General features: G+C 57.2%; 14 protein-coding genes and 1 pseudogene. 11 read left to right on the top strand and 4 right to left on the bottom strand.

What is annotated here, in order from left to right; translation table 11 throughout:
- Positions 1-230 precede the first annotated feature (230 nt).
- The 4 genes from lolB (at position 231) to dauA (ending at position 4,749) form a co-directional block, all read left to right on the top strand.
- Complete coding sequence (lolB, locus tag HMPREF1144_RS05490; RefSeq protein WP_004851888.1) at positions 231-842, top strand: lipoprotein insertase outer membrane protein LolB; 612 nt, start codon at positions 231-233, stop codon at positions 840-842.
- Complete coding sequence (ispE, locus tag HMPREF1144_RS05485) at positions 842-1,690, top strand: 4-(cytidine 5'-diphospho)-2-C-methyl-D-erythritol kinase (protein ID WP_009651969.1); 849 nt, start codon at positions 842-844, stop codon at positions 1,688-1,690. The genes lolB and ispE overlap by 1 nt, the downstream gene beginning before the upstream one ends.
- A 182-nt stretch (positions 1,691-1,872) precedes the next feature.
- The gene (gene prs, locus HMPREF1144_RS05475; RefSeq protein WP_004103157.1) at positions 1,873-2,820 is read left to right on the top strand and encodes a ribose-phosphate diphosphokinase; all 948 of its coding nucleotides are present in this window, start codon (positions 1,873-1,875) and stop codon (positions 2,818-2,820) included.
- A gap of 249 nt (positions 2,821-3,069) precedes the next feature.
- On the top strand, positions 3,070-4,749 hold the full coding sequence (gene dauA, locus HMPREF1144_RS05470; protein WP_071532240.1) for a C4-dicarboxylic acid transporter DauA: 1,680 nt from the start codon (positions 3,070-3,072) through the stop codon (positions 4,747-4,749).
- Here dauA and HMPREF1144_RS05465 read toward each other — a convergent pair whose 3' ends face one another.
- Positions 4,750-5,796, bottom strand: a complete 1,047-nt coding sequence (locus HMPREF1144_RS05465) for a MerR family transcriptional regulator (protein WP_009652010.1) — start codon at positions 5,794-5,796, stop codon at positions 4,750-4,752.
- 209 nt (positions 5,797-6,005) lie between these two features.
- The gene (gene ychH / locus HMPREF1144_RS05460; RefSeq protein ID WP_004103160.1) at positions 6,006-6,281 is read right to left on the bottom strand and encodes a stress-induced protein YchH; all 276 of its coding nucleotides are present in this window, start codon (positions 6,279-6,281) and stop codon (positions 6,006-6,008) included.
- A gap of 271 nt (positions 6,282-6,552) precedes the next feature.
- Between ychH and pth the strand changes: the two genes are divergently transcribed.
- Positions 6,553-7,137 (top strand): aminoacyl-tRNA hydrolase, encoded by a 585-nt coding sequence (gene pth / locus HMPREF1144_RS05455; protein WP_004121831.1) that lies wholly within the window; start codon positions 6,553-6,555, stop codon positions 7,135-7,137.
- Positions 7,138-7,254: 117 nt separating this feature from the next.
- Positions 7,255-8,349 (top strand): redox-regulated ATPase YchF, encoded by a 1,095-nt coding sequence (ychF, locus tag HMPREF1144_RS05450; RefSeq protein ID WP_004851898.1) that lies wholly within the window; start codon positions 7,255-7,257, stop codon positions 8,347-8,349.
- A gap of 71 nt (positions 8,350-8,420) precedes the next feature.
- Here the strand turns inward: ychF and HMPREF1144_RS05445 are convergent, their stop codons facing one another.
- Positions 8,421-10,211, bottom strand: a complete 1,791-nt coding sequence (locus HMPREF1144_RS05445; protein ID WP_004851901.1) for a sigma-54 interaction domain-containing protein — start codon at positions 10,209-10,211, stop codon at positions 8,421-8,423.
- A 489-nt stretch (positions 10,212-10,700) separates the two neighbouring features.
- Here HMPREF1144_RS05445 and ygeW point away from each other — a divergent pair, with 489 nt between their 5' ends.
- The 5 genes from ygeW (at position 10,701) to arcC (ending at position 16,829) form a co-directional block, all read left to right on the top strand.
- Positions 10,701-11,888 carry a knotted carbamoyltransferase YgeW gene (gene ygeW / locus HMPREF1144_RS05440; protein WP_004851903.1) on the top strand — a complete coding sequence of 396 codons (1,188 nt, stop codon included), beginning with the start codon at positions 10,701-10,703 and terminating at the stop codon, positions 11,886-11,888.
- Positions 11,889-11,952: 64 nt separating this feature from the next.
- The gene (dpaL, locus tag HMPREF1144_RS05435; protein ID WP_004851905.1) at positions 11,953-13,152 is read left to right on the top strand and encodes a diaminopropionate ammonia-lyase; all 1,200 of its coding nucleotides are present in this window, start codon (positions 11,953-11,955) and stop codon (positions 13,150-13,152) included.
- 63 nt (positions 13,153-13,215) lie between these two features.
- Complete coding sequence (locus HMPREF1144_RS05430) at positions 13,216-14,427, top strand: YgeY family selenium metabolism-linked hydrolase (RefSeq protein WP_004851906.1); 1,212 nt, start codon at positions 13,216-13,218, stop codon at positions 14,425-14,427.
- Between the two features lie 50 nt (positions 14,428-14,477).
- Positions 14,478-15,884, top strand: coding sequence for a dihydropyrimidinase (hydA, locus tag HMPREF1144_RS05425; protein ID WP_009652061.1), 1,407 nt, complete (start codon positions 14,478-14,480; stop codon positions 15,882-15,884).
- Positions 15,885-15,896: 12 nt separating this feature from the next.
- Positions 15,897-16,829, top strand: a complete 933-nt coding sequence (arcC, locus tag HMPREF1144_RS05420) for a carbamate kinase (protein ID WP_009652037.1) — start codon at positions 15,897-15,899, stop codon at positions 16,827-16,829.
- A gap of 112 nt (positions 16,830-16,941) precedes the next feature.
- Here the strand turns inward: arcC and HMPREF1144_RS05415 are convergent.
- Positions 16,942-17,718 (bottom strand): annotated as a pseudogene (locus HMPREF1144_RS05415) (XdhC family protein); the annotation flags it as partial.
- Positions 17,719-18,105: the final 387 nt, after the last annotated feature.

Genomic DNA, 18,105 nt, shown 5'->3' with positions numbered 1-18,105 from the left:
ATCATACAGGATGCGCGTAATCAATAAAAGAGAGGCTCCCCTTTTGGAGTAATAGCTAATCTGTAATAGCCATTAACGGTAATTTTTTGATTTCAGACAACTTGAACGTAGACGCTACCGTCCGGCAACGCTAGCATTAATGGTTATAATTGTAACCCGCTACACAAATCGGCCGCCTGTTTCTCTCATTCGCCGCATTTCACTGTAGACATCAAGGATTTGTCATCATTATGAATCGACTGTTCCGCCTGTTGCCGCTGGCAAGCCTCGTTCTGACCGCCTGTGCGATTAATGCTCCGAAAGGGCCGGGTAAAAGCCCGGATTCTCCACAGTGGCGTCAGCACCAGCAAGATGTCCGCAATCTTAATCAATTCCAGACGCGCGGCGCTTTTGCCTATCTCTCGGATGAGCAAAAGGTGTATGCCCGCTTCTTCTGGCAGCAAACCGGCCAGGACCGCTACCGCCTGCTGCTGACTAACCCCCTCGGCAGCACCGAACTGTCGTTAACCGCCCAGCCGGGCAGCGTGCAGTTGATTGACAATAAAGGACAAACCTACACGGCGACCGACGCCGAAGAGATGATTGGCCGCCTAACCGGCATGCCGATTCCGCTCAACAGCCTGCGCCAGTGGATTATTGGCCTGCCGGGCGAGGCCACCGACTACTCGCTTGATGACCAGTACCGCCTGCGCGAGCTGAACTACACGCAAAACGGCAAAACCTGGCACGTCACTTACGGTGGCTACACCTCGGACACCAAACCTTCGCTACCGGCCAATATGGAGCTTAACGACGGCAGTCAGCGCATCAAGCTGAAAATGGATAACTGGATTGTGAAATGATGACCCGCTGGCCTTCTCCCGCAAAGCTGAATCTGTTTTTGTATATTACCGGGCAGCGCGCCGATGGTTACCACACCCTGCAGACGCTGTTTCAGTTTCTGGATTATGGCGACACGCTGACGATTGAACCGCGCGACGATGGCCAGCTGCGTCTGCTGACGCCGGTTGACGGCGTGCCGGATGAAGAGAACCTGATTATTCGCGCGGCCAGGCTTTTAATGCAGGCCGCAGCACAGGCCGGGAAGCTTCCTGCGGGCAGCGGCGCCGATATCAGCATCGACAAGGTTCTTCCGATGGGCGGCGGCCTCGGCGGCGGTTCGTCCAACGCCGCGACCGTACTGGTGGCGCTGAATCACTTATGGGGCTGCCATCTCTCGGAAGATGAGCTGGCGGCGTTGGGTCTGCAGCTGGGCGCCGACGTGCCGGTGTTCGTGCGCGGCCATGCGGCCTTTGCTGAAGGCGTCGGGGAAATTCTCACCCCGGCCGAACCGGAGGAAAAATGGTATCTGGTGGCCCATCCGGGAGTGAGCATTCCCACGCCGATCATTTTTCGCGATCCGGAACTCCCGCGCAACACCCCGTCAAGGTCAATTAATACGTTATTAAAATGTAAATTCGGCAATGATTGCGAGGTTATCGCAAGAAAACGTTTTCGTGAGGTTGATGCAGCGCTTTCCTGGCTGTTAGAATATGCGCCGTCGCGCCTGACTGGCACCGGTGCATGTGTGTTTGCTGAATTTGACACTGAATCCGCCGCTCGTCAGGTGCTTGAAAAAGCCCCGGCATGGCTGCATGGCTTCGTAGCGCGAGGTGTTAATATCTCTCCGCTCAAGCAGGCGCTACGCTAAGTTCTGCTCCTTATAGCAAATTTGGTGAAAACGCCGGGGAAACTGAGTTACGGTGACAACGTCACCCTGTTCCAGACGTTGCATCGGGCTCTTTAAATACACCGCCTGGATGAAATCGTGCCCACCCGCACCGTTTTTGGCCCATTTCATCCACCACTGGACGCATGCCTGAGGTTCTTCTCGTGCCTGATATGAAGCTTTTTGCTGGTAACGCCACCCCGGAACTAGCACAACGTATTGCCAACCGCCTGTACACTTCTCTTGGCGACGCCGCTGTAGGTCGTTTTAGCGACGGCGAAGTCAGCGTACAAATCAATGAAAACGTACGCGGTGGTGATATTTTCATCATCCAGTCCACTTGTGCTCCCACCAACGACAACCTGATGGAACTGGTTGTTATGGTTGATGCTCTGCGTCGTGCTTCGGCAGGTCGTATCACCGCTGTTATCCCCTACTTCGGTTATGCTCGCCAGGACCGTCGTGTTCGTTCTGCTCGTGTGCCTATCACCGCGAAAGTGGTTGCTGACTTCCTGTCCAGCGTCGGCGTTGACCGCGTTCTGACCGTTGACCTGCACGCAGAACAAATTCAGGGCTTCTTTGACGTTCCGGTGGATAACGTATTCGGCAGCCCGATCCTGCTGGAAGATATGCTGCAGCTGAACCTGGATAACCCTATCGTGGTTTCTCCGGACATCGGCGGCGTGGTTCGCGCTCGCGCTATCGCCAAGCTGCTGAACGATACCGATATGGCAATCATCGACAAACGCCGTCCGCGCGCTAACGTTTCTCAGGTGATGCACATCATCGGTGACGTCGCCGGCCGTGACTGCGTAATGGTTGACGATATGATCGATACCGGCGGTACCCTGTGTAAAGCTGCGGAAGCGCTGAAAGAGCGCGGCGCGAAACGCGTATTCGCCTACGCCACGCACCCGATCTTCTCCGGCAACGCCATCCAGAATATCAAAAACTCTGTGATTGACGAATTCGTCGTCTGCGATACCATTCCGCTGACGCCGGAAATCAAAGCGCTGGAAAAGGTACGTACTCTGACGCTGTCTGGTATGCTGGCCGAAGCGATTCGTCGTATCAGCAACGAAGAATCTATCTCTGCTATGTTCGAACATTAATCGAGCCCGGCTCAAAAACCCGCTGCGGCGGGTTTTTTTGTCTCTGAACCTTTTATTCTCCACAAAATCATTCGGCATGCGTCAAGGCGGCAAGTGAATGAATCTCCGGCAGCGTACAGGTAGTACGAGATCGGGGTAAATGAACGCAGCCAACACAGAGGCATCCCGAAGGATGACGTGGAAATGACCGATGCCTCCTTCACCTGCCATTTAGTTGACAGATGATGCGCTCATGGATGAAACATTATTGTGAACAGATTATTTTCCTCACATGTGATGCCTTTCCGCGCCCTCATCGACGCTTGTTGGAAAGAAAAATATACCGCTTCGCGGTTTACTCGTGATGTGATTGCCGGAATTACCGTCGGGATTATCGCTATCCCGCTGGCGATGGCGCTGGCAATTGGCAGCGGGGTGGCGCCGCAGTACGGTCTCTATACCTCCGCGGTGGCGGGGATCGTAATTGCGTTAACCGGCGGCTCGCGCTTCAGCGTGTCCGGGCCAACCGCCGCTTTCGTGGTGATCCTCTACCCGGTCTCGCAGCAGTTCGGGCTCGCCGGGCTGCTGGTCGCCACCTTGATGTCGGGGATCTTCCTGATTCTTTTCGGCCTGGCGCGCTTTGGCCGCCTGATTGAGTATATTCCGCTATCGGTCACCCTCGGCTTCACCTCCGGGATCGGTATCACCATCGGTACCATGCAAATTAAAGATTTTCTCGGTCTGCAGATGGCCCACGTGCCTGAACATTATCTGCAGAAAGTCGGCGCGCTGGCGATGGCGCTGCCGACCATTAACCCCGGCGATGCCGCCATCGGCGTTGTCACGCTGGGCACGCTGATTATCTGGCCGCGTCTGGGGATTCGTCTGCCGGGCCACCTGCCGGCCCTGCTGGCGGGCTGCGCGGTGATGGGCGTGGTCAACCTGTTTGGCGGGCACGTCGCCACCATCGGCTCTCAGTTCCACTATATCCTCGCCGACGGCAGCCAGGGCAACGGTATCCCGCAGTTGCTGCCGCAGCTGGTGCTGCCGTGGGATATGCCCGGTTCAGACTTCACCCTCAGCTGGTCCTCGCTGCAGGCGCTGCTGCCGGCGGCGTTTTCCATGGCCATGCTCGGGGCGATTGAGTCCCTGCTGTGCGCCGTGGTGCTGGACGGCATGACCGGCACCAAACACAAGGCCAATAGCGAGCTGATTGGCCAGGGGCTCGGCAATATCGTCGCGCCGTTCTTCGGCGGCATTACCGCCACCGCCGCTATCGCCCGCTCGGCGGCCAACGTTCGCGCCGGGGCGACCTCACCGGTTTCCGCCGTGATCCACGCGCTGCTGGTGATCATGGCGCTGCTGGTGCTTGCCCCTCTGCTCTCCTGGCTGCCGCTTTCCGCGATGGCGGCGCTGCTGCTGATGGTGGCATGGAATATGAGCGAAGCGCACAAGGTCGTTAACCTGCTGCGCTATGCGCCAAAAGACGACATTATCGTCATGCTGATGTGTATGTCGCTGACCGTCCTGTTTGATATGGTCATCGCTATTAGCGTCGGTATTGTGCTGGCTTCCCTGCTGTTTATGCGCCGGATCGCGCGGATGACCCGCCTCGCGCCGGTCAACGTCGAGGTTCCCGATGACGTACTGGTGCTGCGCGTCATTGGTCCGCTGTTTTTCGCCGCCGCGGAAGGGTTGTTTACCGATCTGGAAACGCGGATTGCTGGCAAGCGTATCGTCGTGCTGAAGTGGGATGCGGTGCCGGTGCTGGATGCCGGCGGACTGGATGCCTTCCAGCGCTTCGTGAATAAGCTGCCGGAAGGCTGTGAGCTACGCGTGTCGAACCTGGAATTTCAGCCCCTGCGTACCCTGGCGCGGGCAGGCGTTAAGCCGATTCCGGGCCGCCTGAGCTTCTACCCGGACCGCAGCGCCGCGCTGGCGGATATTTAATTACCCGGCGGCAGGCCCCGGCGCCTGCCGCATCATTACGCCAATCGCCTGCTGAAGCCAGCCAAGCACCTCCGGCGTCATCCAGGTTCCCTTCATCAAATGCGGCTCCCGCTCCATGGCATAACGAAACTTCTGCTGCGTGTGCGGATCCTTTCCCGCGTAAGACTGGAACAGCGCCAGCCAGCGCTGCGCCAGCTGCTGACCTTCCGCGGAGGCAGGCTCCCGCTTCTCACGACAGGCCCGATGCAGCTCGGCAACCAGCGCCGGCCACTCCATCAGGCGATCGAAATAGTGCTGCCGTGTAAAAGCCAGCTCTTCGGCGTTCAGATAGCGCGCCCAGATGGCCAGCTTGCTTTCGGCAAAAGCACGGGTAATGAAATCAATCATCTCCGGCGTCACCCCGGTTTGTTCGCGCATCTGCGGTTCGGCGGCGTGCATCTCATTCAGGCGAGTCAGAAACTCCGGCTTACCGGCGGTATCCTGCTCCAGCTGCGCCATCCAGCGGGTGGCCAGCGCAATCGCCCGAGGCTCATCGGCCGGACATCGTTCGCCCATAAGCTGCTGCGCTTCACCTACCAGCTTCAGCCATATCTGGTTACGCTGCGCATCCTGCTCTGCGAACGGCAGCACCTGTAATTCCTGTTGACTAAACCAGCGATCGTACATTTTCATCAGCTCCAGCGTTTGTAGCCAGGACTCCAGGTCGGGCTCGTCTCCGCTGTCCAGCTCTTCACGCAGCAGCGCCAGGCGCTGGCGCAGCGTGGAGAGGGTTTGTAGCTGCCGGTCGAGGGTGGCGATCTGCTTGACCAGCAGGTCGGACAGCGAGAAGGCGTCCCGGTCGAGATAGTCCTTGATAGTGGCGAGTTCCAGCCCGGCCTGCGCCAGCGCTTTGATCATATGCAGTCGCTGAACGGCCGCCAGATTATAGAGCCGGTAACCCGCCGCGCTTCTGGCCGAAGGCGTCAGCAGTCCCGTTTGTTCATAGTGATGTAGCGTGCGGACGGTTATGCCGGCGCGCTTCGCCAGTTCACCCACCTGAATTAACATGACTGCTCCTTTCGTTTACCAGTGGCGCCACTCTGCTGCCTGACGTGACGTCAGGGTCAAGCGTTCTGTACAGGAATTGTATTAGGCAGACGGTGGCGAAGAAAGACGAAGAGAGAAAGGAGGATTTGAGACACCAACAGGCGGGCAGCCTGAACGGGCGGCATGAAAACGCACCAGCCGTTCACAACGGCTGGCGGTCTGGAATTCACTCAGCTGTGGCGATGCTGATCGCGGCGGCAGCGTTTATCGTAGTGGCGAACCCACCAGTATCTATCGCTAACCTGTTCATGACCGCCGATACGGGCGCCAGCCAGCCACAGTACCGCGCCGACAAAGATACTCAAGATCGCGCCGTGTGCGAAAAACTGCGGCAGGTCAAGCTGCGGAAGCTGGTTTAAAATAGAATAACCAACGCCGACAACCATGACGACCAACCCCAACCCCATCAGCACATTACCGAGTAACGAAGCGTTTCTGCGTTTCATATGTCACCTCCGGAACCTTGGGTTGCATGGGAATATCCCCAAATCTTATAGGTGTAGTATAGACAATGGCCAATATAGCGATTGCGTGGACGATCACAGAAGCGAACATCTTGCCAACAAAAGTTTACAAATAACCCACTGAACAACATCAAATTCTAATTATTCAAACCTGTTATTACCTCTGTTAGCCACGCTTCGCTGGCAGAACTTTGTCAACCGCGCGCGCAGACAGTACACTACGCGCCAGAGAACGACCAAGCAGGATAAAAAAGTGAGCATAAAATTAATTGTCGGCCTGGCGAACCCCGGCGCTGAATACGCAGCGACCCGACATAACGCCGGCGCCTGGTACGTGGATTTACTGGCTGAACGCCACCGCGCGCCGCTGCGCGAAGAGAGCAAATTCTTCGGCTACACCTCGCGGATTAACCTTGCCGGCGAGGATGTCCGCCTGCTGGTGCCGACCACCTTTATGAACCTGAGCGGCAAAGCCGTCGGCGCGATGGCGACCTTCTTTCGCATCAACCCGGACGAAATCCTGGTCGCCCACGATGAGCTCGACTTACCCCCAGGCGTGGCTAAGTTCAAGCTGGGCGGCGGCCACGGCGGCCATAATGGCCTGAAAGACATCATCAGCAAGCTGGGCAATAACCCGAACTTTCACCGCTTACGCGTGGGAATCGGCCATCCGGGCGATAAAAATAAAGTTGTCGGTTTTGTGCTGGGCAAGCCCCCCGCCAGCGAACAGAAGCTGATTGATGAGGCCGTTGACGAAGCGGCACGCTGCACCGAGGTGTGGCTGAAGGATGGCCTGACTAAGGCGACCAACCGTTTACACGCTTTTAAAGCGCAATAACCGGTCGGCGTGCGGAATTTTTGTCACGCACCGTGTATAATAGGCGAAGCTATTTACTTTTCTGCAATCTGTTCACTGTAACAGGTTGATTATCCAAAGATTAAGGTGATTTAAATCATGGGATTCAAATGCGGTATCGTCGGTTTGCCTAACGTTGGCAAATCCACCCTGTTCAATGCGCTCACAAAAGCGGGTATTGAAGCGGCCAACTTCCCCTTCTGTACCATTGAGCCGAACACCGGTGTCGTGCCGATGCCCGATCCGCGTCTGGACAAACTGGCTGAAATCGTCAAACCACAGCGTATTCTGCCGACCACGATGGAATTCGTTGATATCGCAGGCCTCGTTAAAGGCGCGTCGAAAGGTGAAGGCCTGGGCAACCAGTTTCTGACCAACATCCGCGAAACCGAAGCTATCGGTCACGTGGTGCGCTGCTTCGAAAACGACAACATCATCCACGTTAACAATAAAGTGGATCCGGCTGACGATATTGACGTTATCAACACCGAGCTGGCGCTCTCCGACCTGGACACCTGCGAGCGCGCTATCCACCGCGTGCAGAAGAAAGCCAAAGGCGGCGATAAAGACGCGAAAGCCGAGCTGGCGGCGCTGGAAAAATGCCTGCCGCACCTTGAGAACGCCGGCATGCTGCGTTCGCTGAAGAACCTGACCGAAGAAGACAAAGCGGCGATTAAATACCTGAGCTTCCTGACCCTGAAGCCGACCATGTATATCGCCAACGTCAACGAAGACGGCTTTGAGAACAACCCTTATCTCGATAAAGTTCGCGAAATTGCCGCCGCCGAAGGTTCTGTGGTGGTCGCCGTTTGCGCCGCCGTTGAGTCCGATATCGCCGAGCTGGACGATGCCGACCGCGATGAGTTTATGGCTGAGCTGGGTCTCGAAGAGCCGGGCCTGAACCGCGTTATCCGCGCTGGCTATGAGCTGCTGAACCTGCAGACCTACTTTACCGCAGGGGTGAAGGAAGTGCGCGCCTGGACTATCCCCGTCGGCGCCACTGCCCCGCAGGCCGCGGGTAAAATCCACACCGACTTTGAAAAAGGCTTTATCCGCGCGCAGACCATCGCCTATGAAGACTTTATTACCTATAAAGGCGAACAGGGTGCCAAAGAAGCCGGGAAAATGCGCGCTGAAGGTAAAGACTACATCGTGAAAGATGGCGATGTGATGAACTTCCTGTTCAACGTCTAAGCGTTTCTTCGCGTCATGCCATCCACAAAATCCACGCGCTCGCGTGGATTTTTTATTGCCCGCTGTTCCCGTCAGTTCTGACCCGCCGCCAGCGAATATTTCTTTATTTTGCGATACAGCGTGGCAATGCCGATGCCCAGCTCATCCGCCGCCTGCTTTTTATTACTGTAGCGAGAGAGCGCATCGCGGATCATCTGCCGCTCCATCTCCTCCAGCGCCGTCACGTTCTCCTCCTGAGTGAGGGTCGCTGTCGCTGGCGCTGAAGCCGACGACGTCGCCTGGCTCGCCGCTCCACCGCTGCTTAACAGATTCGGCGGCAGCAGCGACATATCGATGATTTCTCCCGAGGGCACCACGTTGACCAGGTACTCCATCAGGTTGCTGAGTTCGCGAATATTGCCCGGCCAGCGATAGCGCTTAAGGAAATCGATCACGTCCTGCGCGACGCCCGGATAAACCAGATTGAGACGACCGGTATGCAAATGCAGGAAATAGTGAATCAGCAGCTCAATATCGTCCTGACGTTCGCGCAGCGGCGGCAGACGCAGAGGAATCACGTTCAGACGATAGTAGAGATCTTCGCGGAACTTCCCTTCCGCGATGTACTGTTCCAGATTTTGGTTAGTCGCGGATATGATACGAATATCGACCTGAACCGGATGGCTGGCGCCCACCGGCTGAATCTCACGTGACTCAATGGCCCGCAGCAGCTTGGCCTGCAGAGTGAGCGGCATATCGCCAATTTCGTCAAGAAACAGCGTCCCGCTATTGGCCGCCTGAATCAGGCCGGTCTTACCGTTTGCCGATGCGCCGGTAAACGCCCCCTTCACGTAGCCAAACAGTTCGCTTTCTAACAGCTGCTCGGGTATCGCGGCGCAGTTAATCGCGATAAAGGGCTTCGCGTGGCGATCGCTGAGCTTATGGATAGCGCGGGCAACCACCTCTTTCCCGGTCCCACTTTCACCGGCAATCATCACGCTGGAGGGGCTCGGGGCCACGCGGCTGATCAGCTTTTTAAGCTGCCGCATAGGTCGACATTCTCCCACCATCGCCTCAATCTGCGGCCCTTCCTGCCCGCAGCTGAAATCGGCCGAAGAGTGCGACTGATGGAACGCCATTAAAAATAACCACTGATCCTGCACCGCGTGCAGCTGGCCGATAATGAGCTCCTTGCGATCGTCAAAGGAGATAATGTGCTGCATATGGCCGTGCTTGAAATTATCTTCGAAGGTCAACGGCTGAAACTGGATTGACTTACCAATCACCTGTCCCTGAGTGACGCTCATTATTTTCAAAGCGGCCTGGTTGGCAAATTTGACTCTTTGATCGTTGCCAACGACCAGAACGCCCTGATCCATATTTTCGATCATGGTTAAAAATATTTTATGGATATTGTCGCCGACCGCCCGCTCCTGCAAAAAGCGGGAAACAAATATGGTTGAGACATGACGAACATAATCAGAAAACTCCTGGATATTCGCATTTATACGTTCCTGCTGCTCACGCGTCAGCGCAACCAGGCTAATAACGCCGACGCAGCGGTCGTGATACATCACCGGCGTGCCAAGAAAGGCTTTCTCTTCGCATTTCTCCTTATTGTTACAGTCTTTACACAGGGGGTCGAAGCGGGAATGGGTGACGACCTTCTCGGTCTGCGTTTCAATAATGTAACGCAGAAGCCGTGAATTTGAATTTAATTTATAGCCAATCTGTTTACTATAAGCGCCAGTTCCGGCGACCCGGTATAATTCGTTATCAACAATCTCGACCTCCAGCTGCAGCACGCTGGATAACATCCTTGCAAACTTTTGAATTGTAGGCTGAATCTGCATTAAAATGGAGGGTGCTTTGGACGGTATCATGTCTATCGGCCTTCTATTATTGCTCACCTGTTCGGCGTCAAGCGAAGCGGCTTTATTTATCTGCGGGGAATGATACCACTCCTTTTAGCCACCCGCGTTGATATAGATAGGGCCAATTCCCCCACCTTATCTTAAATATGCAAGAGCTATCACAGTTTCTTATCATTATGATAAATTTGCAGCGGTTTTTATCATATTGGCGCAATGTGAAGATGATAATCGCATTATTTACGGCGGCAACTCGCGCCTGTCCCGCTGAAATGGACGGCGGGGGGAAAATTTCACCTTTCTCTTCCCGGGATAACTCGCCTGAATTCGTGACAGACCTGGCATAATCTTAACGATTCAATCCTCTCCGCCGTCTCCCCCGGAGGATTTGGCACGCTTATTGTTAGTGGTAATACAGCGCTGGCAGTCGCTAATTCGGCAACTCTGCATATCCGACCGCACAGCAATCAATAAGCCGTCATTCACGACCAGGATTGAAACATGAAAACTGTTAACGAACTGATTAAGGATATCAATAAACTTAACTCTCATCTCAGCGAGAAAGACTTTCTGCTGACCTGGGAACAATCGCCGGATGAGCTGAAACAGGTACTGGACGTCGCCGCCGCGCTAAAAACGCTACGCGCTGAAAATATCGCCACCAAAGTGTTTAACAGCGGATTGGGCATTTCCGTGTTCCGCGATAACTCAACCCGTACCCGCTTCTCCTATGCTTCCGCGCTTAATCTGTTAGGGCTGGCGCAACAGGATCTGGATGAGGGGAAATCACAGATTGCCCACGGCGAAACGGTCCGTGAAACCGCCAACATGATCTCCTTCTGCGCCGACGCCATCGGCATTCGCGATGACATGTTCCTTGGCGCGGGCAACGCCTACATGCGCGAAGTCGGCGAAGCGCTGGACGACGGCCACAAGCAGGGCGTCCTGCCGCAGCGACCGGCGCTGATCAATCTGCAGTGCGATATCGACCACCCGACGCAATCCATGGCCGATCTCGCCTGGCTGCGCGAGCACTTCGGTTCGCTGGAGAATCTGAAAGGTAAGAAGATCGCCATGACCTGGGCCTACTCGCCGAGCTATGGCAAACCCCTCTCGGTACCGCAGGGCATTATCGGCCTGATGACCCGCTTCGGTATGGACGTCACCCTCGCCCACCCGGAAGGATACGACCTGATCCCTGACGTTATCGAGGTGGCAAAAAACAACGCCCAGGCCTCCGGCGGCAGCTTCCGCCAGGTGAACAGCATGGAGGAAGCCTTTAAAGACGCCGATATCGTCTATCCGAAATCCTGGGCGCCGTACAAGGTAATGGAAAAACGCACCGAGCTGCTGCGCGCAAATGACCATGAAGGGCTGAAGGCGCTGGAGAAAGCCTGCCTTGAGCAGAACGCCGGCCATAAAGACTGGCACTGTACGGAAGAGATGATGAAGCACACCCGCGACGGCGACGCGCTGTATATGCACTGCCTGCCGGCGGATATCACCGGCGTCTCCTGCGACGCGGGCGAAGTCACCGAGGGAGTCTTCGAGAAGTACCGGATCCCGACCTACAAAGAGGCCAGCTGGAAACCGTACATCATCGCCGCGATGATCGTCTGCCGCAAATACGCGAACCCGGGCAAGGTGCTGGAGCAGCTGCTCAAGGAAGCGCAGAAACGCATCAAATAATCCCCAGGCTGGCCTGCGGGCCAGCCCCACGACTTTCGCATTTCAAAAAGGATAAGGATCGAGTATGTCTGCTTTCTCACTGAAAATGGATATTGCCGAAAACCGTTTTTTTAACGGAGAGACTTCACCGCTGTTTTCACGCCAGCAGGCGCAGCAGGCTCGCCGCTTTCATCAAAAAATCGCCGGCTATCAGCCTACACCGCTGGTGGCGCTGAACGAACTTTCCGCGCTGTTTGGGGTACAAAAAATCCTCGTTAAAGATGAATCCCGGCGCTTTGGCCTCAATGCCTTTAAAATGCTCGGCGGCTCTTATGCTATCGCCCGGCTGCTGTGTGAAAAATATCATTTAGATATCAACGATCTCTCCTTCGAAACGCTTAAATCCAGCATCAAAGAGAAGATGACGTTCGCCACCACCACCGACGGCAACCACGGCCGCGGCGTGGCGTGGGCAGCCCGCCAGTTAGGCCAGAACGCCGTCATCTATATGCCGAAAGGCTCCGCGCAGGAGCGGGTTGACGCCATACTGCGCCTCGGCGCCGAGTGTATCGTCACCGACATGAACTACGACGACACCGTCCGCTTTACCATGCAGACCGCGCAGAAAAACGGCTGGGAGGTGGTGCAGGACACCGCCTGGGAAGGCTACACAAAAATTCCGACCTGGATTATGCAGGGCTACGCCACCCTCGCCGATGAAACGGTAGAACAGCTCTCCTCAATGGGTATCGCCCGTCCGACGCACGTGCTTCTGCAGGGCGGCGTGGGGGCGATGGCGGGCGGCGTGCTGGGCTACCTGGCCGATGTCTACGGCGCGAAGCATCTCCATTCCATTATCGTCGAGCCGGAGCTGGCCGACTGTCTCTACCGCTCTGCGCTGAAGGGCCAGATCGTCAACGTCAGCGGCGATATGGCCACCATTATGGCCGGTCTCGCCTGCGGTGAGCCCAACCCGCTGGGCTGGGAAGTGCTGCGCAACTGCGCCACGCAGTTCGTCTCCTGTCAGGACGCCGTCGCCGCCCTCGGCATGCGGGTGCTGGGAAACCCGGCGGGCCAGGATCCGCGCGTTATTTCCGGCGAATCCGGCGCCGTCGGTCTCGGCCTGCTGGCGGCGATTCATTTCCATCCGCAGCGCGAAGCGCTGATGCACAAGCTCAAGCTGGATAGCGATTCCGTGGTGCTGGTGATTAGCACCGAAGGCGACACCGACGTTAAGCACTATCGGGAAGTCGTCTGGGAAGGCAAACATCCGGCCGCGCAGTAGCCGATTGATCAACATTCCTCCCGCCCGGCGGGACCCCCGTATTCAGAACTGGAGAACATCCTTATGGCTAAGCAAATTCCGTTCAACGCGATCCTGGAAAAATCAAAACAATACGAAAAAGAGATGACCCGCTTCCTGCGCGATATGATCGCCATCCCCAGCGAAAGCAGCGATGAGAAGCGCGTGGTGCACCGTATCAAAGAGGAGATGGAGAAAGTCGGGTTCGACAAAGTGGAAATCGATCCGATGGGTAACGTGCTGGGCTACATCGGCCACGGCCCGCGCCTGGTCGCCATGGACGCGCACATTGATACCGTCGGCATTGGCAACATCAAGAACTGGAACTTCGACCCGTACGAAGGTATGGAGACCGATGAGCTGATCGGCGGACGCGGCGCGTCTGACCAGGAGGGCGGAATGGCCTCCATGGTTTACGCCGGTAAAATCATTAAAGATCTGGGGCTGGAAGATGAGTATACCCTGCTGGTAACCGGTACCGTTCAGGAAGAGGATTGCGACGGCCTGTGCTGGCAGTACATTATTGAACAATCCGGCATACGTCCGGAATTCGTGGTCAGCACCGAACCTACCGACTGCCAGATTTACCGCGGCCAGCGCGGGCGTATGGAGATCCGCGTGGAAGTTCAGGGCGTCAGCTGCCACGGCTCCGCTCCGGAGCGCGGCGATAACGCCATCTTCAAAATGGCGCCCGTTCTCACCGAGCTGGAACAGCTTTCGCACAAGCTGGGCGATGACGAGTTCCTCGGCAAAGGCACCCTGACCGTGTCAGAGATTTTCTTCACCTCGCCGAGCCGCTGCGCGGTAGCGGATAGCTGCGCCGTCTCCATTGACCGCCGTCTGACCTGGGGCGAAACCTGGGAAGGCGCGCTGGAAGAGATCCGCGCGCTGCCGGCCGTGAAAAAAGCCGCCGCGGTGGTCTCGATGTACAACTACGAGCGCCCCTCCTGGACCGGCCTGGTCTACCCGACCGAATGCTACTTCCCGACCTGGAAAGTGGAAGAGAACCACTTCACCGTCCGCGCCCTGAGCAACGCCTACGAAGGTCTGTTCGGCAAAGCGCCGGTGGTGGATAAGTGGACTTTCTCCACCAACGGCGTGTCAATTATGGGCCGCCACGGTATTCCGGTTATCGGCTTTGGGCCTGGGAAAGAGCCGGAGGCGCATGCGCCGAATGAGAAAACCTGGAAATCGCACCTGGTAACCTGCGCCGCGATGTATGCCGCTATCCCGCTGAGCTGGCTGGCCACGGAGTAATTGTTTGTCCTGTCTGCCGCCGCGCTCTGCGGCGGTATGTTGAGGTTTCTATGCGCGTACTGATTAAAAATGGCCTCGTCGTCAACGCCGACGGACAGGTAAAGCAGGACCTGCTCATTGAAGATGGCCTCGTCAAGCGCCTTGCCAGTTCTATTGAGGCAGAACGCCCCTGCGAAGTGATTGATGCCGAGGGCTGCTACGTGATGCCCGGCGGCGTCGACGTTCATACGCATTTCAATATTGATGTGGGTCTCGCCCGCAGCTGCGATGATTTCTTTACCGGCACCCGGGCCGCGGCCTGCGGCGGTACCACCACCATTGTTGATCATATGGGCTTCGGGCCCGTCGGCTGCCACCTGCGCCACCAGTTCGAGGTCTATCGCGGCTATGCCGCCTATAAAGCCGTTATAGACTACAGTTTTCACGGCGTTATCCAGCACGTTAACCACGGCATTCTCGACGAGATCCCGATGATGGTGGATAGCGGCATCAGCAGCTTTAAGCTCTATCTGACCTACCAGTACAAACTCAGTGATGATGAGATATTGCAGGCGATGCGCCACCTGCAGCGCGCCGGCGCGCTGACGACGGTGCATCCGGAAAACGATGCCGCCATCGCCCAGCGCCGGGCGGAATTTATCAACGCCGGTAAAACCGCGCCGCGCTATCACGCCCTGAGCCGCCCGCTGGAGTGCGAGGCGGAAGCCATCGCCCGAACGATCAACCTCGCTCAGCTGGCGGGAAACGCGCCGCTGTATATCGTGCATCTTTCCAACGCCCTGGGCCTGGAGTACCTGCGCCTGGCCAGAAGACGCCACCAGCCGGTGTGGGTGGAGACCTGTCCGCAGTATCTGCTGCTGGACGAGCGCTGCTACGAGCGCGAAGACGCGCTTAACTATCTGCTCAGCCCTCCCCTGCGCAACGCCAGCAACAACGATGCGCTATGGCGCGGTATCCATGATGGAGATATTGACACGGTCGCCACCGACCACTGCGCGTTCTCTGCGCAGCAGCGCAGGCAGATCTCCGGCGGCGACTTTAGCCGCTGCCCGAACGGCCTGCCTGGGGTGGAAAACCGGCTACTGCTGCTGTTCTCGCACGGCGTGATGACCGGGCGCATCACCCCTGAGCGCTTTGTGGCGCTCACCAGCGCCAACCCGGCGAAGCTGTTTGGCCTGTGGCCGCAGAAAGGGCTGCTGGCGCCCGGCGCCGATGGCGACGTGGTTATCATCGATCCGCAGCGTACCACCACCATCCGTCATGCCATGCTGCACGACAACGCCGACTATTCACCCTATGAAGGCTTTATCTGTCAGGGCGCGATTCGCCAGACGCTCTCCCACGGCAGAGTGATCTTTGATAACGGCACCTTTACCGGCATCGCCGGACAGGGCCGCTTTTTACGCCGACAACCCTTTTCCACCGCTCACCGGGCCGTCAGCGGAACAGAAACGTAATGAGAGGAAGCTATGAGTAAAAAAATTGTTCTCGCTCTCGGCGGGAATGCGCTGGGCGACGATCTCGCCGGACAGATGCAGGCCGTACGACACACCGCCCGGACGATCGTCGATCTTATCGCCCTTGGCCACCAGGTGGTGGTCACTCACGGCAACGGTCCGCAGGTGGGCATGATCAACCAGGCCTTCGAGGCCGCGGCAAAAACCGAGACCCATACGCCCATGCTGCCGATGTCGGTCTGCGTGGCCCTGAGCCAGGGCTACATCGGCTACGACCTGCAGAACGCGATTCGTGAAGAACTGCTGTCGCGCCAGCTGGATATCCCGGTGGCGACCCTGATAACCCAGGTGGAAGTGGATGCTAACGATAAGGCATTTCTAAATCCGACCAAGCCCATCGGCTCGTTCTTCAGCAAAGAAGAGGCCGAAAAGCTGAGCCAAAACGGCTACATCATGAAAGAGGACGCCGGGCGCGGCTACCGTCGCGTCGTCGCGTCGCCCATGCCGGTAGATATTATCGAGAAGCAAACGGTAAAAGCGCTGATGGATGACTGCCACGTGGTGATCACCGTCGGCGGCGGCGGCATTCCGGTGATTCGCGAGGGTAACCATCTGCGCGGCGCCAGCGCGGTTATCGATAAGGACTGGGCCAGCGCGAAGCTGGCGGAGATGATCGACGCCGACCTGCTGATCATTCTCACCGCCGTAGAAAAGGTGGCGATCAACTTCGGTAAACCTGACGAGCAGTGGCTGGATAACCTCTCCCTGCGCGATGCCGAACGCTTTATCGAAGAGGGGCACTTTGCCAAAGGCTCAATGCTGCCAAAAGTGGAAGCCGCCGCCGCCTTCGCCCGCTCAGGGCCGGGGCGTAAAGCGCTGATCACGATGCTGAGCAAAGCCAAAGAGGGGATTGAAGGAAAAACGGGCACCATTATTAGCCAATAAGCTGTACGCCACGGGTTGCCGGGAACCTCCCGGCAACATTTCCCCTCGCAGAAGCTCAGACCTCCACCGCCTCAGCCAGACAATCCGGCTGGCACGCTTGCCTCACCTGGTTCATCAGCCCCCCCGGCGCGCCGTTTTTCACCTGCAGGATCTCCGCCAGCACGCTGATGGCAATCTCGTTTGGCGTCTCGGCGCCGATGTCATAGCCAATCGGCGCCCGCAGACGGCTGATATCCGCCTCCGTCACGCCGTTTTCCCGCATCTGGCGGACAAAGGCCTGCACTTTCCGCCGGCTGGCCAGCAGCCCCAGCCACGCCACCGGCTGGGTTATCAGCCTGTCCAGCGCCTCCCGATCCTGGTTGTTGGTGGCAATCAGCACGAAATCCTGCGGCCTGACCGCCATCGCCTCCACCACGTCCGTAAAGCTGGCAGCGTGCACCAGCCGCGCCGAAAGCGGAAAAGCGTCGGGGCAAAGGCTGGCGGAATAGATATCGCCGACGCAGATGTCAAAATCCACCCGCGCCGCGGCGTGGGCAACCGCGCGGTTGACGTGCCCGGCGCCGACCAGCAGCAGGCGCGGGCGCAGGCCGTGCACGCTGATGTAAACCGACATCGCGCCGCCGCAGTCGGAGCCCACGGCGTCGCTGCCGGTGCGCGCCATGCGGCCGTGAAACATTCGCGACGCCCGTTCGCGCAGCGCTTCCAGCGCCGCATCGATGACTTTACGCTCCACCATCCCGCCGCCGATGGTGCCCACAATCGAGCCGTCCTCCCGGATAAGCATCTGAGCGGAGTGTCGGGGGGTGGAGCCCCGACTTTCGACAATCTGCGCCAGGGCAAAGGGGCGGTTCTGTTCTTCAAGCCGTGCTGCTTCTGCGAAAATATTCATACCAACCTCAAAGGCAATTTCTTTTACGGTTTTGGGGATTGTCTGCGATGTCGCCCGGCTTCTCAGTTTGAGAGCTCACCCTCCGTTGAGAATACCGTCGCAGCGACCGATTATGGCTATGCAATATTTATACTGCCCCGCCGTTTTTTATCGCGAATTGTGAATCAGGTCATTTTGTTAGCCCTGGCGACGTTGAAATTGGGCTATCGCGCCGATTATTTCGTCAACCGCCGGGCCAAATTCCCGCCGCCCGCTGAAATCACCGCCGAATAGCCGACATAAATTATCATTCTGATATTCCGGATCTGATTTTGAGAAATCTCGCCGAATGATAAAGCGTATTGATTTGAGTTCTCATTTACCCGCTATGGAATTATTCACGCCGCG

This window comes from Klebsiella sp. OBRC7, from assembly GCF_000293135.1.
In the GTDB taxonomy this organism is placed as follows: Bacteria; Pseudomonadota; Gammaproteobacteria; order Enterobacterales; family Enterobacteriaceae; genus Klebsiella; species Klebsiella michiganensis.
This window is presented reverse-complemented; position numbering and strand designations above follow the sequence as displayed.

Coding starts and splice junctions, on each gene's coding strand:
- lolB (WP_004851888.1), top strand. CDS start 231: ATGAATCGACTGTTCCGCCTGTTGCCGCTGGCAAGCCTCGTTCTGACC.
- ychF (WP_004851898.1), top strand. CDS start 7,255: ATGGGATTCAAATGCGGTATCGTCGGTTTGCCTAACGTTGGCAAATCC.
- HMPREF1144_RS05445 (WP_004851901.1), bottom strand. CDS start 10,211: ATGATACCGTCCAAAGCACCCTCCATTTTAATGCAGATTCAGCCTACA.
- HMPREF1144_RS05430 (WP_004851906.1), top strand. CDS start 13,216: ATGGCTAAGCAAATTCCGTTCAACGCGATCCTGGAAAAATCAAAACAA.
- ychH (WP_004103160.1), bottom strand. CDS start 6,281: ATGAAACGCAGAAACGCTTCGTTACTCGGTAATGTGCTGATGGGGTTG.
- hydA (WP_009652061.1), top strand. CDS start 14,478: ATGCGCGTACTGATTAAAAATGGCCTCGTCGTCAACGCCGACGGACAG.
- HMPREF1144_RS05465 (WP_009652010.1), bottom strand. CDS start 5,796: ATGTTAATTCAGGTGGGTGAACTGGCGAAGCGCGCCGGCATAACCGTC.
- dpaL (WP_004851905.1), top strand. CDS start 11,953: ATGTCTGCTTTCTCACTGAAAATGGATATTGCCGAAAACCGTTTTTTT.
- arcC (WP_009652037.1), top strand. CDS start 15,897: ATGAGTAAAAAAATTGTTCTCGCTCTCGGCGGGAATGCGCTGGGCGAC.
- ygeW (WP_004851903.1), top strand. CDS start 10,701: ATGAAAACTGTTAACGAACTGATTAAGGATATCAATAAACTTAACTCT.
- ispE (WP_009651969.1), top strand. CDS start 842: ATGACCCGCTGGCCTTCTCCCGCAAAGCTGAATCTGTTTTTGTATATT.